The organism is Nostoc sp. C052, from assembly GCF_013393905.1.
Lineage (GTDB): Bacteria > Cyanobacteriota > Cyanobacteriia > Cyanobacteriales > Nostocaceae > Nostoc.
On record NZ_CP040272.1, the window covers coordinates 5,530,328 to 5,545,054 of the forward strand.

Consider the following 14,727-nt stretch of genomic DNA (forward strand, 5'->3'; position numbering starts at 1 on the left):
GGCTTTGATTAAATTTATGCTTTTTCTGGGTATTTGAGTAAATTAGAGAAATCTATTAGGGTTGAGTGGCAACAGAACGTACTGGAGTCACTCTAACTTTGCCTGTACAAGGCTTGATTTCTTCTGCAAGGGTAAGGTTTTGGGAGGTATTCGGAGGCGTGATTTCGATTTTACTAGATATTGGGCAGTGTTCCTGTGGGGAACTAACATGGTTATATGCTATCTGAAATGATGCTTGTTTTCCAGGAGCTAGAGTTACTTGTTGTCGAGGTTGCTTACTCGAAAAGTAAGTGCCCTTGGAGCGAATAACTTTAATTCCCTGTAAAGGTTGATCTTTTGCATCCAGTAGTGCCAATCCCGGATAACCGTTGAGGTTACAAGGGGATGAGCCGTTATTGGTGAAGGCGTAAGTGAGTGCAACATTCCCAACGCCAGCATCTTCGGAGACTCGGCGCACTGACAATTGACTAGCTTCACAGCGCGTCGGATTCGTGGCAATAGTGGCCTCAGGGGTGGAATGCTCTATAGGTTTTGCAGTCGGTGTAGGTGTTGAAGACAACACAGCTTCTTTCGTTGGTTGTTCGGTGCTTGCTGGCAAGGCTTGCGGCTGTTTTGTAACAGAGGAAGAACCGACGCAGCCAGTTGTCATTGCAGTGAGGAGCAACAACATACTGCTTTCCAAAATTAGTATTCGCATATCTTCTTTTTTTGTAGTGAACTACTTACACTGATGCTTTAGATACAGTGTAAGTTTCCAAAGTAACAAGGGTTAGCGTTGCTGTGTATATACCATCTTTTATAGTGCAATACGCTTGGGTTAAGGGCTTCTAGCAACAAATTTGGGTTTTCGAGACGCGATAAATCGCCGTCTCTACAAGTGTTTTGAGCTTATCTGAACTGTATTGTTTTAGAGGTTGTTTGAAAAGTCTAATTTGTTACTAGCCTTGGCGATTAGAAATTGCGGCTACACGAGACTTTACCCACTTTTCCTACGGAACGCTACGCGAACGTGGGTTAAAAATCCTTGATTTTTCAAGCTTTCCACGGAGGTGGACTTGGTTTGTGTAGTAGCGAATTATATGAGACTATTGGTCAATTCACGGTGGGTTTGACTCCTGACCCGTAAAACATTGGTTTGGCGTTGCTTTCCCGCCCTGAAATAAATTTCGGGCTAATAGCTCAAGTCCGTTGAAACGGACTGAAATCAGAGTAATCAGGAATAATGGGTTAGACTCTCTACTAATTCGCCAACAGTCTCATTATATTCGCCTAATACCTTTCAAACAGCCTCTTATAGTGGGGTCGAATAACGATTGCCAAAGATTAAAGATTGAGTAGATTATCTTTATATCTGTTATTTAATTCAACCGAATTAAATATTATCTGTTGCCTCAATCAAAGCACTACGAATTCCTGGTTCACTCATCGAGTGTCCGGCATCAGGAACCACTATAAATTCGGCTTCTGGCCAAGCCCGATGTAATTCCCAAGCTGATATCATTGGGCAGACTACATCATAGCGTCCCTGAACAATTACAGCCGGAATATGGCGGATACGGTCTACATTTAAGAGTAATTGATCTTCTGTTTCTAAAAATCCCTTATTCATAAAGTAATGGCATTCAATTCTTGCGAAAGCTGAAGCAAATTCACTTTCACCAAACTTTTGCATCAGTTCTGGGTCTAAGAACAGTCTACTGGTACTACCTTCCCAAATTGACCAAGCACGCGCTGCTGTTAATTGAATTTCTAAATCTGGACTGGTCAAGCGTTTGTAATATGCTGCAATCAGATCGTCACGTTCATCTATGGGAATTGGTTTGAGATATTCTTCCCAAGCATCAGGAAAAATATAGCTAGTACCCTCTTGGTAAAACCAGCGCAACTCTTTTTGCCTCAGCATGAAGATTCCACGCAGAATTAATGCCGTGCAGCGAGAGGGATGGGTTTGACTGTAGGCTAATGATAAAGTGCTACCCCAGCTACCACCAAAAACCGCCCACTTTTCTATACCTAAATGTTGGCGCAGTTTTTCGATATCACTGACTAAATCCCAAGTGGTGTTTTCTCGTAATTCAGCATGGGGCCTACTTTGACCGCAACCGCGCTGGTCAAACATCACTAACCGCCATTTTTCGGGGTGGAAATATTGCCGATAAAAAGCTGGACATCCACCACCAGGGCCCCCATGCAGTAAAACGATGGGTTGACCTTGGGGGTTCCCTGACTCTTCAAAATGAATGGTATGAAGGTCGGAAACCTTTAAATAACCTTCTAAATAAGGCTCGATCGCTGGGTAAAGTTCTCGCATTTTGGATATTCTATCAGTAATGTTGTTGTTGCGATCGCTTGTCTCTACGGCTAGTAATTTGTCCTATTAATTTTGACGGTTAGAGAGACGCGATAAATTGCCGTCTCTACAGGTAATTTATCTATCAATTATTTATTGACAGACTACTAGCTACACCTACGCATTTTTGTAAAATTTTGAAGAGAGTATGTAGTTTTGCTGTAGTCTAGCATTCCAGCGATCAACTAAGGATACAATCACTATACAGATTTATTAGTGCTATTGCTAGCACACAATTGTTAATTTGTAAAGTATTTAACTCAGAATAATTACGAATTATTTAAGAGGAGTCGTTGATGAGTACACAACAGCTAGAGCAAGTAAAGCAATTGCAAGCCATTGTGAACAAGATGGAAGTAACGCTGGGTGCGATCGCTGATGCTGTAGTCTGGGTAGGAGAAGACCGACTCATTCAATGGTGTAATTCTCGCTTTGAGTTTCTGGTAAACCAACCTCACAGCAATGTTTGTGGTGTAAAGTTAACTGACTTACTTCCCCTTACACAAGTAAGACAACCAGTTGCTTTACCCTGTTATCCTGATGTGCAGGTACTCAAGGGAGACTATGAAACAACAAATTATCAGTTGCAGCAAGATGGGCAGACTTTAACGCTACAAATTTCCGGTAGCTGTACTGGATTGAGTGGCGATCGCTGTGCAATACTAGTAATTCGGGATATCACGCTGACTCAACGAACTCAAGAATCTTTACAAGAGATTGAGGAGCGGTTGCAGACATTAATTAACGCTACACCCGATATTATCTGTTTAAAAGACGGCGAGGGAAAATGGCTGCTGTCAAACCAGGCTAACCTAGAATTTTTAGAGCTACAAGGCGTTGATTATCAAGGTAAAACAGACTCAGAATTAGCAGAATTTAGCAATTTTTATCATGATGCTTTGGTCAACTGCAATCAAACAGATGAACAAGCTTGGCAATTGGGATGTGTGCATCGGGTAGAAGAGATTGTTCCTCGTCCTGATGGGACAATGAGCAGTTTAGATATGATTAAAGCTCCCCTATTTCACCAAGATGGTAAACGCAAAGCTTTGGTAGTTTTAGGGCGGGATCTGAGCGAACGTAAACAAACTCAAGTAGCTTTAGAAAATTCTCTATCTTTGTTAAGCGCGATCTTTGAATCAATTCAAGATGGTATCTTAGTAGTCGATAGCTCAAGTAATATCACTAGTTATAACCAAAAGTTCTTAGAAATGTGGTCAATTCCACCAGAACTTTTGACAGAACCAGATCATCCTCAGCGACTAGCATATCTGGCAAACCAGCTAAAAGATCCTGATGTTTTTTTGCAACGAGTCCGAGAATTATATTCACAGCCGGAATTAGTTAGTTACGACTGGTTAGAACTAGAAGATGGCAGAGTATTTGAGCGCTACTCTTGTCCTCAACGTATCGGCGAACAGATAATTGGCAGAGTGTGGAGTTTCCGCGACATCACCCAGCGCCAAAGAGCAGAAGCAGCACTGCGACAAAGTGAATTACAATACCGCAGTATTTTTGAAGCAATTAATGATGGATTATTTATTACTGAAATGGAGACTGAAAAAGTCGCCGAAATTAATCCCGCTGCTTGTCAAATGCACGGTTATTCTTATGAAGAATTTCTCACTTTACATCCATCTGTTTATATTCATCCAGACTCGCATTCTGTTTTTCTGGAGTTTGTCGAGAAAACACGGGCTGGTGAGCAATTTTATGGACAAGCAGTTGATATCTGCAAAGATGGCACTTTAATAGATGTGGAAGTCAAAGGAACGACCTGTATCTACAATGGCAAGCGACACATTTTAGCAATAGTGCGGGATATTACAGCTCGCAAGCGCACTGAGGAAGCCTTACGCCAAAGCGAAGCCCAGTACCGCGATTTGGTGCAAACAGCTAACTGTATAATTTTGCGTTGGGATGGCAATGGTGACATTATATTTTTAAATGACTACGGTCAAAGGCTTTTTGGTTTCGATTTAGATGAAATTATCGGACGTAATGTTATTGGCACAATTGTTCCAGAAACCGAAACTTCCGGGCGCGATTTGCAGACATTAATGGTTGATATTTGTCAGCACCCAGAAAACTATCTATTTAACGAAAACGAAAATTTATGTAAAAATGGCGATCGCGTCTGGATAGTCTGGGCGAATAAACCCATTTTAGATGCCCAAGGAAACTTAATTGAAATTCTTTCAGTCGGCACTGATGCCACAGAACGCAAACGCGCCGAAGCAGCCCTCCAGGAAAGCGAGTTAAAATTCCGTAGCATTGTTGAAAATGCCAACGATCTGATATTCATCCTCTCGCCAGAGGGAATTTTTACTTATCACTCGCCAAATGTGACTGCACTGATGGGTTACAACCTGGAGGAAATCGAAGGTCATTCTGTGGTGGAGTTTACCAAACCTGAAGACTTAGCAACTAGTGCCGCCGCTTTACAAAGGGCGATAACTGGTGAAAAGCTGACTAATATTGAAGTGCGATTGCGACACCAGAATGGTAGCTGGCGATGGTTCAACTTTAATACTTCCACTATTAATACTCCCAACGGTGAAATTGCGATCGCCGGTGTGGGACGCGACATTACAGAACGCAAGCAAGCAGAAGAAGCCTTGCGTCGTAGTGAAATGAAATACCGCAACATCTTTGAAAATTCCCAAGTCGGGATTTTTCGCACCTGGCAAAAAGATGGATTGATTATCGATGCGAATCAACGTGGTGCTGAGATATTAGGTTTTACCTCTGCTGCTGACTTAATTGGCAAGTATTTCACAACTGATTTATATGTCAATCCAGAAGATCGCGTGCAAATGTTAGCAGAGTTAGAAGAGTCCGGTGAAGTTCGCAATTTTGAAGTAGCACTGCGACGCTTGGATGGATCTGTTGTTTGGGTATTGTTGTCACTTCGTCTCAACGCCGAAGAATCCTGTTTAGATTGTGTCTTTACAGATATTAGCGATCGCAAACAGCAAGAACAAGCTTTACGCTTAATTGTTGAGGGTACAGCAGCGAAAACAGGCAATGAATTTTTCAATTCTTGCGTTCGTTACCTTGCTGAAGTATTGCAAGTTCAATATGCTCTAGTAACTGAGTTTGATGATGAGCCAAAAACGAGAGTCCGCACTTTGGCATTTTGGTCTTGTGGCGCTATTAACGAAAACTTGGAATATGAGTTGCGGGGTACTCCTTGCGAACACACCTTGCAAGGTAATATGTGTCATTACCCTCAAGCAGTGCAAACAACTTTCCCAGAAGATGCCGATTTAGTGAGGATGAATGCCCAGAGCTTTTTTGGCGTTCCTCTCACCAGTTCATCTGGCGAAATCATTGGACATCTAGCAGTGATTGATGTCAAACCAATGAAGCCCGATCCGGGACGAGAACTGATTGTAAAAATTTTTGCCGCCCGTGCCGGTGCCGAATTAGAACGCAAACAAGCAGAAGCCGCCTTACAGCAAAGCGAGTTAAAGTTTCGCACTATCGTGGAAAAGGTCAACGATGTGCTGTTTGCGATCACACCTGACGGGGTATTCAACTATATTTCTCCTAATATCTTGAATACCACAGGATATGCTCCCAGCGAAATGGAGGGTAATTCCTTGGAATTATTTACTCATCCCGATGATGTGGCAAAATGTCAAGAAGTCGCCCAAAGTATCCTGACAACAGGTGAGGGAATTTCGGGGACTGAATACCGCGCAAAACATCGCAGTCGAGGCTGGGTTTGGCTAACTAGTAACGCAGTCCGCACACAAGATGCCCAAGGTAATTTTCAGATTGTCGGTGTAGCTCGTGATATTAGCGATCGCAAACAAGCAGAAGCAGCCTTGCAACGTCGGACTCAAGCCGAAAGTTTAATCAGCAGCATTTCTCGGCAATTTATTGACCAAGATTTAGCAACAGCAATTAATTTTACACTGCAAGCGATCGCTCAATTTATTGATGCTGAACACAGCTGCATCTTTGAATGCTCCCAAGATAAAAGTGAATTCAACCTGATCCATGAATGGTGTGGCGAAGGTGTTGCACCATTGATTGATATTGCCAGAGGTTCGCCTGTGGAAGTTTTTCCCTATTTCTACGAGCCGATTCTCCGTGGTAAACATCGACAAATCTCTTCTGTGGAAGATTTAGCGCCCCATCTACCTGAGCGACAACTTTTTGAAAGTATGTCGTTTCAGTCTATACTTGCTGTGCCAATGGTTCATACTGGCAAAGTAGTTGGGTTTGTTGGTGCAGCAATGATTCACTACTCAAAAACCTGGAACCAAGAAGATATTAATCTATTGAAACTGGTAGGTGAAATAATTGCGATCGGTCGAGCTAGACACCAGGCAGAAGAAGCGCTGAGAATTGCCAAAGAAGCCGCCGAAACTGCTAACCGAGCCAAAAGTGCTTTCCTCGCTAACATGAGCCACGAACTGCGTACCCCTTTAAATGCGATTCTGGGTTTTTCCCAATTAATGGAGCGAGACACTAGCCTCAACTCAAACCAGCGTGAATCATTAAGTACCATTAACCGCAGTGGAGAACACTTACTTAACTTAATTAACGATGTCTTGGAAATGTCCAAAATTGAAGCTGGACAAATCGTTTTCAACCCAGAAGACTTTGACCTATATCTGCTGTTGCAAACACTACAAGAAATGTTCAAAGTGCGGACACAGGCAAAGCAATTGTTTCTCAAATTTGAAATGGCTCCCAACCTCCCCCGTTACATCCAAACAGATGAAGGTAAACTCCGCCAAGTTCTCATAAACCTTTTGGGTAACGCCGTCAAGTTTACTCAGACTGGCGGAGTAACGTTGCGGGTAAGCTTAGGGAGCGAGGAGCAGGAGGAAAATTCCTCTCCTCTGCCCCCCGCACCCTGCCCCTCTGCCTCTTCCCCATCCCTACACTTTGAAATCCAAGACACTGGACGGGGAATAGCAGCAGAAGAAATGAATAACCTGTTTCAGCCTTTTGTCCAGACAACAAGCGGTATCCAAACTAAGGAAGGAACTGGGCTTGGATTGACTATTAGCCGTCAATTTGTGCGGTTGCTGGGAGGCGATATTCACTTGACGAGTAGCCTTAGACAAGGATCTACTTTTAGTTTTGACATCCAAGTGAATTTAGCGGCAGCTTTGAAAGCCACACCAAAATTAAATAAGGGACGCGTACTCAAGCTGGCCGCAAACCAACCTGCTTACCGTATTCTCGTTGTTGATGACCGTAAAGAAAACCGCGATCTCATCGTGCAACTTCTTGGTAGCATTGGTTTTGAAATTCAGGCTGCGAATAATGGACAAGAAGCGATCGCTATTTGGCATACCTGGCAACCTCACTTAATTTGGATGGATATGCGAATGCCTGTAATGAATGGCTACGATGCAACCAAAGAGATTAGAGCCAGGGAAAAAAATACAACTACAAATTTCCGCACCGTAATTATTGCCCTAACTGCCAGTGCTTTTGAAGAACAACAGGCAAGCATCTTAGCCGCAGGTTGCGACGACTTAGTTCGTAAGCCATTTCGTGAGCAAGTGATTTTTGAAAAAATCGCTGAATATTTGCAGGTGCGTTATATATATGCAGAAGAGAACAGTCAAGATCCAACAAACAACAACCTAGAAAATATTCAATCTTCTATCTTGGATCTTCGCTCTGCAATTACCCTTATGCCTACCCAATGGGTAACAGAACTTAATCAAGCAGCTATTGAAGTCGATGCTGAAAGAATTTTCCAACTAATTGAGCAAATTCCACAAGCTCATTCTGTTTTGGCAGAGAAATTGGCAAATTTAGTCCGTAGCTTCTGCTTTGATGAAATTATCGACCTAACCGAGAAAAATATTCAATTATGAACAGCAAAATTAAATTCTTGACTTTTGCCACTGTAATGCTAACAATTTCTTCTCAAACTATCAGCATAGTTGTAGCACAAGCAAAACTAACAAACCAATCAAAGCTGTTTATCAACGGCATTGGCGCAGTACAAATTGGCATGACTGTTCCCCAAGCAACAAAGGCTGCTGGTATTAAACTAGTAGGTAATTCACCCAATAACAATTGTTATTATGTGAAGCCACAAAATGAACCAAAAAATCTTTCGTTCATGGTGACAAAAGGTCGTATTTCTAGAGTAGATGTGCGGCAAAATACTCAGATTACAACCCTCAAAGGTGCAAAAGTTGGCGACACTGAAGCGCGAATCAAGTCCCTTTACCCAGGACAAATTAAAGTCACACCTCATAAATACGTCGAAAACGGACATTACCTAACTTTCATCCCCAAAGATCGCGCCGATCAAAACTACCGTGTAGTCTTTGAAACTGATGGTAAGCTTGTCACTCAGTTCAGATCGGGTAAATTGCCAGAAGTCGAATATATCGAAGGCTGTTCTTAATTTAACTATTTCATTTTAAAGACAATTAGACAATCTTGAATGCAAAATACCGACTCAGTTACCCAGCATTAACAATTGAACCCAATGTCTACATAAGACAAGCGACTGCGCCCCATTCTCAGTAAATAATCTGGTAAATAAAATGGCAAAAGAAATAGAGCGGAAATATTTAGTGAGAGGAGATAGCTGGAGAGGATTAGCTGAAGGTAGTGTATATCGTCAAGGATACATTGCCACACAAGATAAAGCGACTGTACGTATACGTGTAGTCGGGGAAAAAAGTTATTTGACCATTAAAGGCCCTAATATTAAATATTCAAGATTAGAGTTTGAGTATCCTATTCCTGTTGAAGATGCTCAAGAAATACTTGAGACATTATGCGAACGTCCCTTTATCGAAAAAATCAGATATAAAATAGAGTCGGGTGGTTTAATTTGGGAAATAGATGAGTTTGATGGTGTTAATAAAGGATTGATATTAGCAGAAGTTGAACTCAGTGATGAAAATCAACAAATTGAACTACCAAGCTGGATTGGACAAGAAGTTTCTGACGATTCCAGATATTTCAACAGTAATTTGGTAAAACACCCTTTTTCACAATGGTAAAGCCTTTCCACTGGGGTACGGTATGTCCATTAGTGTCAACTTAAGCTGAAACTCCTTTAAAACCTCGTTCCCAGCTTCCGGCTGGAAATGCAACTCAAAAGCGGCTCTGCCGCGAGTCTTGAGGCTCCGCCTCAACGACGGGCATTCCCAGTCGGAGACTGGGAACGAGGCAATCTAAAAGCTAGTTCTAGACTTGCTCTCACGTTAAGTTGACACCAATGGGTATACCGTCCATTTAAAATAGCTCCAGCCCATTTTTCAAGCCAAATTTTGCGGACAGTAGCCCAATCCGCGGATATAACTTTGTCGGAATACTTCAATCTCATCAGGCTGCGGTCTACCATGAGAAACTACCGCTATCTTATAGCATTTCATAACATTAATTGGTGGTTGTCCAGTTTCCAAACTGCTTAGAACCTTACTAATCAACTTGGATGGGGAGTAAATAATCCCTAATTCGTTTAAGAAAGCTCTAATATCTTTATCCTTTTCTACAGAAACAAAAGACTTAGTTTTGACGTTGATTATCCAGCCATCAAATTGATTAATTACAGTCACAAATTCAACACAAAAGTCATTTCTACTAAAATATTCAACAACCCGCAATGTCAGACTAGCATTGGCCAGATAGTATAGGTATTGCATAATTTTTAGAGCAGAATTGAGACTTTTAAAAAATAATCTCTAAATCTAAAGATTTCATGAGGATTCTAAGTTTTTACAGAAAAATTAAATAAATAAATCTTTCATCATAAAAGTGGAGGTAAATACTACTTTAATTGTGAATATTTGTAAAAAAATATCTGAGACTAGCAAATTTAAATTAACTTGTTGTATTGTTTGTAACAATATATTAAAATTGTACAGTAACTTGACTATGACCACAGTGATGGTGTATAAGGCGATCGCAAAGGTGTCATAAGCATCTTCTTTGGATACAATCTATGAAAATTTTGTTGGTAGAGGACGACGTATTACTGAGTACAGCACTCTTCGATTTGTTGAGTGCAAATCGTTATACTATCGACATAGCAAGCAATGGACAAGCTGGATTAGAACTAGCGACATCGACTGAGTATGAGTTGATTTTGCTGGATTGGCTAATTCCCAAATTGGATGGGGTTAGCTTGTGTCGGCAACTGCGATCGCAAGGCTACCGTAAATCTATTCTGTTGCTAACAGGGAAAAATTCTAATGCAGATATAGTGGCAGGCTTAGATGCTGGAGCAGATGATTACGTCATCAAACCTTTTGATCCAGAAGCATTACTAGCCAGAATTCGCTCTTTATTACGACGCAATGAGGCAATCTCATCATCCACTTTAACCTGGGGAAATCTCTGTTTAGATCCAAGTGCCGGCAGAGTAACTTGTAATGAACAAGAAATTCTCCTCACCGCCACAGAATACAAACTGCTGGAATTATTTTTGCAAAACCCAGATCGGATCTTTAGTCGTGCAGTAATTCTAGATCGGCTCTGGGGATTTGGGGATGCACCGACTGAAAATGCGGTTACGACTCATATTAAGGACTTGCGAAAGAAACTGAAAACAGTAGGACTAACAGAAGAATTTCTAGAAACGGTATATGGCATGGGCTATCGCATCAAGCCTGCACCTAATCGCTCCATCTCTGTTGTGCAAACGAATCAAGATGGTAAGAAAAAACCTGCTCCCAAAGATATGACTGCTGTCAATCGAGTGCTGGAACGATTTCGTAATTCCTTTGTCGGTCAGGTTGTAGTGCTAGAGCGGTTAAAAACTGCACTTTTAGCCGGAAATTTAAATGAGGAGTTACATCAGCAGGCATTGCATGAAGCCCATAAGCTAGCAGGCTCGATGGGATCGTTCGGTTATCCAGAGGGTTCGCGGCTGGCACGGAAAATAGAGCATTTGCTGCTTGGAGATTCCTCGTTATCTACCGAACAAATCTCTAATTTTTCGCAACTGGTAACAGCATTACAGCAAGAGTTAACTAAGCCTGCGGTCACTTCTACCGCTCAAAACTTCCCGGTAAACCAAACTTATCGTCTATTAGTCATTGATGATGATACGACACTGACGGAGCAGTTACAAGCAGAAGCCGACTCATGGGGCATCAGGATAAAGGTTGCACCAAACTTAGCAACAGCCCGATCGCTATTTTCCTTAGCAACTCCTGACGTAGTTTTACTGGATTTAAGTTTTCCTGGAACAGAAGAAGATGCATTAATATTATTGAGCGAGATAGTAGAGCGATCGCCAAATATCCCAGTAATTGTTTTTACAGGACGAGATACTTTAGCAGATAGACTGGCAGTCTCGCGTTTAGGAGCTAGACAATTTTTGCATAAACCGGCGACAACCGAGCAGATTTTTCAGGCGATCGCTCGTGTCTTACCTCAACCTCAAACTTCCGAAGCCAAAGTTTTAATCGTAGACGATGACCCTGTAATCTTGGCTGGATTATCGGCGTTATTAACTCCTTGGGGGTTGGAAGTAATAACCCTCTCCCAATCACAACAATTTTGGAAGGTGCTGATTGCAACATCTCCAGATTTGGTAGTACTAGATTTAGAAATGCCCATAGTTAATGGTTTAGAGTTGTGCCAAGTCGTGCGACAGGATGCCCAGTGGGGAGATTTACCGATTTTAGTAGTTACAGCCCATACCGAAGCAGAATTTCTTCAGCAAGCTTTTGCTGCCGGAGCCGATGATTTTATTAGCAAGCCAGTGCTAGGGCCAGAACTTGTAACACGGGTACTGAGCCGCATTCAAAGAACGCGCAGGCGCTCTCAGCTAGGGGGGAGTAAATCATGATCGGAAATTCACGGTTATTGAACTACAGTGTTGCTATTGGCTCCACAGCGATCGCCGTTCTGCTGTCACTCTGGCTAGAACCGCTGATTTCTCGAACCATTGGGGCATTTTTCTACATAGCGATCATTGCCAGTACTTGGTATGGTGGCTTTCAACCAGGGATTGTTACAGTTGTCCTTTCCACACTGGCAATTGATTATTTCTTGATTCCCCCTCGGCATCAACTGGGGACTAATCAACCAGAAGATATATTGCGGCTAGGTCTTTTCCTACTAGTTGCTTTGATAATTAACTTGGTGACAGGCAATCTTCAGTACAGCAGACAGAAAATTCACCAACTCAACCAACAATTGTCTCAAGAAAATGCCGAGCAATTGCGGATCACTCTTGACGAACGCAAACAGGCACAAGAAACGCTGCAACAGCAATTTGAGCAACAGCGCTTAGTTATGGAGATGAGCCAGCGTATCCGGCGATCGCTCAACTTACAAGATATCTTACAAACTACTGTTGATGAAGTGCGGCATTTTCTGGAGTGCGATCGCGTCACTATCTTCCAATTTTATCCAGGTTGGGGTGGAACCATTGTTGTTGAGTCTGTTGCACCGGAATGGATGGCTCTTTTACCACTCCAGATTCACGATCCTTGTATTGGTGAAGAGAACGTAGAACCCTTTAAACAAGGCTTAGTCACTGCGAAAACCGATATTTATACTGCTGGAATTAGTCCCTGTCACGTTGAATTTTTAGAAAGTCTCCAGGTGAGGGCAAATCTGGTTGTTCCCGTTTCCTTGGGAGATGAATTGTGGGGATTATTGGCAGCTCATCAATGTGCGGCTCCTCGTGAGTGGCAATCTTCAGAAATTGCTCTGTTGCGGCAGTTAGGAGCGCAGGTAAGCATTGCGATCCAGCAGGCAGATTTGTTCAAACAGTTACAGATAGAACTAACAGAGCGCAAACAGGCAGAAATTGACCTACAACAACTCAATGCCGAACTTGAACAACGAGTGCAAGAACGCACCGCACAACTAACAGAGACGAACGATCGCCTGCAAAAAACAGTGATAGAGCAGCAACAAACCCAACTCACACTTTTAGAACAGGCGCAAATGCTGGAGCTTCAGGCTGTAATTACCCGAAATATGGGAGAAGGCATTTGCTTAGTGAAAATTGATAGTGGAACGATCGTCTATGCCAATCCGAAATTTGAGCAGATGTTTGGCTATAACTCTAGCGAACTCAACGGTCAGCACGTTTCGATTGTAAACTATGTCACCGAATCGGTAACTACGAAAGATGTAAATCAAGCGATTGTATCTGCCGTCTTACAAAATACTGAAGCTACTTATGAAGTCCAGAATGTTAAAAAAGATGGAACACCATTTTGGTCTAGTGTGACGACTTCTGTATTCAGGCATCCCGATTACGGCAAAGTTCTGGTTGCGGTTCACCAAGATATCACTGAGCGCAAAGGCATCGAAGAAGCTTTACGCGAGAGTGAAGAAAAGTTTCGTCAACTGGCAGAAAACATCCAAGCAGTATTTTGGATGACCGATAATCAAAGTCAGCAAGTTCTATATGTGAGCAATGCTTATCAAACCATCTGGCAAAGAAGTTGTGAGAAGTTGTATCACAACTATTCAGATTGGTTAGATGCAATTCACCCAGAAGATCGCCAGCGCGTCGAAATTGAACTCATTGAACAGCTCAGATCGGGGCAATACGATAAAAAATATCGTATTATCCGTCCTGATGGTTCAATCCGTTGGATTCGCGATCGCGCATTTCCGATCAAAAATGAATTAGGCGAGGTAGTTCGGATTGCAGGTATTGCCGAAGATATCACTGAACTAGAGCAGATTAATCTGATCAAGAGTGAGTTTATTGGCATCGTTAGTCACGAACTCCGCACTCCCTTAACTGCAATTCGCGCCGCATTAGGTTTACTACAAACTGGTATCTACGACAAAAAACCAGACAAATTCAAGCGGATGATTGAGATTGCAGCCATCGATAGCGATCGCTTAGTGCGGCTAGTTAACGATATTCTCGATTTGGAACGCTTAGAATCTGATCGAGCCGTCTTAGAAAAAACCACCTGTAATGCCGCTGATTTAATTCAACAAGCAGTAGCGGGAGTGCAGGCGATCGCCAATCAGCAAAATATTACCTTCAAGATCCAACCTACTAATGCTCAAGTTTGGGCGGCGGCTGATGCCATTGTGCAAACACTTACCAATTTGTTAGGTAATGCGATTAAATTCTCGCCTGCCGATTCTACTATTACCCTGAGTGTCCAACAGCAAACAGACCAAGTATTATTCCAGATAAGCGATCGAGGACGAGGTATCCCCGCAGACAAGTTAGAAGCAATCTTTGGACGATTTCAGCAAGTAGACGCCTCGGATTCTCGCACCAAAGGCGGCACAGGCTTGGGATTGGCAATCTGTCGTAGTATTATTGATCAGCACGGTGGACAAATCTGGGCTGAGAGTACTCTTAGTGTCGGCAGCACGTTTTTCTTCACTCTACCATTGCCAGGAAATTTGGCAGGGGGGCAGGGAGCAGGGGAGTAGAG

8 protein-coding genes are annotated in these 14,727 nt (G+C 42.5%); 5 read left to right on the forward strand and 3 right to left on the reverse strand.

The window, feature by feature from the left end:
* Window positions 1–55: 55 nt before the first annotated feature.
* Window positions 56–697: a DUF4232 domain-containing protein gene (locus FD723_RS22855; protein WP_179067410.1), complete on the reverse strand. Its 642-nt coding sequence runs from the start codon at window positions 695–697 to the stop codon at window positions 56–58.
* Window positions 698–1,372: 675 nt separating this feature from the next.
* A complete protein-coding gene (gene pip, locus FD723_RS22860) occupies window positions 1,373–2,311 on the reverse strand; it encodes a prolyl aminopeptidase (protein WP_179067411.1) in 939 nt (312 codons plus the stop codon).
* 335 nt (window positions 2,312–2,646) lie between these two features.
* On the opposite strand from pip, the gene FD723_RS22865 reads away from it, so the two are divergent.
* From FD723_RS22865 to FD723_RS22875, 3 genes are all read left to right on the forward strand, one after another.
* Window positions 2,647–8,202: a PAS domain S-box protein gene (locus FD723_RS22865; RefSeq protein WP_179067412.1), complete on the forward strand. Its 5,556-nt coding sequence runs from the start codon at window positions 2,647–2,649 to the stop codon at window positions 8,200–8,202.
* Window positions 8,199–8,744: a hypothetical protein gene (locus FD723_RS22870; protein WP_179067413.1), complete on the forward strand. Its 546-nt coding sequence runs from the start codon at window positions 8,199–8,201 to the stop codon at window positions 8,742–8,744. Before FD723_RS22865 ends, FD723_RS22870 begins: the two co-directional genes overlap by 4 nt.
* 142 nt (window positions 8,745–8,886) lie before the next feature.
* Window positions 8,887–9,351, forward strand: a complete 465-nt coding sequence (locus FD723_RS22875; RefSeq protein ID WP_179067414.1) for a CYTH domain-containing protein — start codon at window positions 8,887–8,889, stop codon at window positions 9,349–9,351.
* Window positions 9,352–9,609: 258 nt separating this feature from the next.
* On the opposite strand, the gene FD723_RS22880 is transcribed toward FD723_RS22875, so the two are convergent.
* A complete protein-coding gene (locus FD723_RS22880; RefSeq protein WP_179067415.1) occupies window positions 9,610–9,996 on the reverse strand; it encodes a hypothetical protein in 387 nt (128 codons plus the stop codon).
* Between the two features lie 299 nt (window positions 9,997–10,295).
* Here FD723_RS22880 and FD723_RS22885 point away from each other — a divergent pair, with 299 nt between their 5' ends.
* A complete protein-coding gene (locus tag FD723_RS22885; RefSeq protein ID WP_179067416.1) occupies window positions 10,296–12,149 on the forward strand; it encodes a response regulator in 1,854 nt (617 codons plus the stop codon).
* Window positions 12,146–14,725 carry a PAS domain S-box protein gene (locus FD723_RS22890; RefSeq protein WP_179067417.1) on the forward strand — a complete coding sequence of 860 codons (2,580 nt, stop codon included), beginning with the start codon at window positions 12,146–12,148 and terminating at the stop codon, window positions 14,723–14,725. The genes FD723_RS22885 and FD723_RS22890 overlap by 4 nt, the downstream gene beginning before the upstream one ends.
* Window positions 14,726–14,727: the final 2 nt, after the last annotated feature.